The organism is Sphingomonas sp. 179-I 2A4 NHS (genome assembly GCF_045369135.1).
Lineage (GTDB): Bacteria > Pseudomonadota > Alphaproteobacteria > Sphingomonadales > Sphingomonadaceae > Sphingomonas.
In genome coordinates, this window is sequence record NZ_JBIQFL010000040.1 from 1 (window position 1) to 564 (window position 564).

Sequence of the window (564 nt, forward strand, 5' to 3'; positions counted from 1 at the left end):
TAACCCGGCTTATTCATCGGGTTCGGTCAGAAGGGTTGGCGGGAGTGGTTTAAGCGATTGCTTTGATGTAGGAAAATGGGTGTCTAGGCCATTCCTGCAGCGAGGCAATTTATGCCACGGACCACACCCGCCGGGAGCGATGATAGCGCGCCGGGATTTTCGTTTCCAGCGATCGGGCGCAAGAAGATCACAGCCGCGTTCGACGGAGGTCGGCTCACCTCGGATGGCGGTGTTCTGCTGCTGGCACAGGCCGAGCGCGCGATGGGGCTTTGCCGGCGGCTTGCGGCTTGCATTGCCGATCCGCGCGATCCTGCGCGGGTGATCCATCGCCTTGATGACATACTGCGTGCCCGCGTGTTCGCGATCGCGTGCGGCTACGAGGACGCCGATGATCTCGACGCTCTGCGTGACGATCCGGGCTTCCGCCTGGCGCTGGGCAAGCTGCCGGGATCGGGCGCGGGGCTGGCCAGCCAACCAACGATGAGCCGGTGGGAAAATGCGCCGACCACACGCGAGTTGGCCAGGATGATGTCCGCGATGATCGACATCTACTGCGCCAGTTAC

Annotated in this window: 1 protein-coding gene; it reads left to right on the top strand. The window is 62.9% G+C overall.

The features are described from left to right. Positions 1 to 111 precede the first annotated feature (111 nt). Positions 112 to 564, top strand: a 453-nt coding sequence (locus tag ACH0CP_RS18940) for a transposase (RefSeq protein ID WP_197419148.1), incomplete at its 3' end; no start/stop codon positions are given.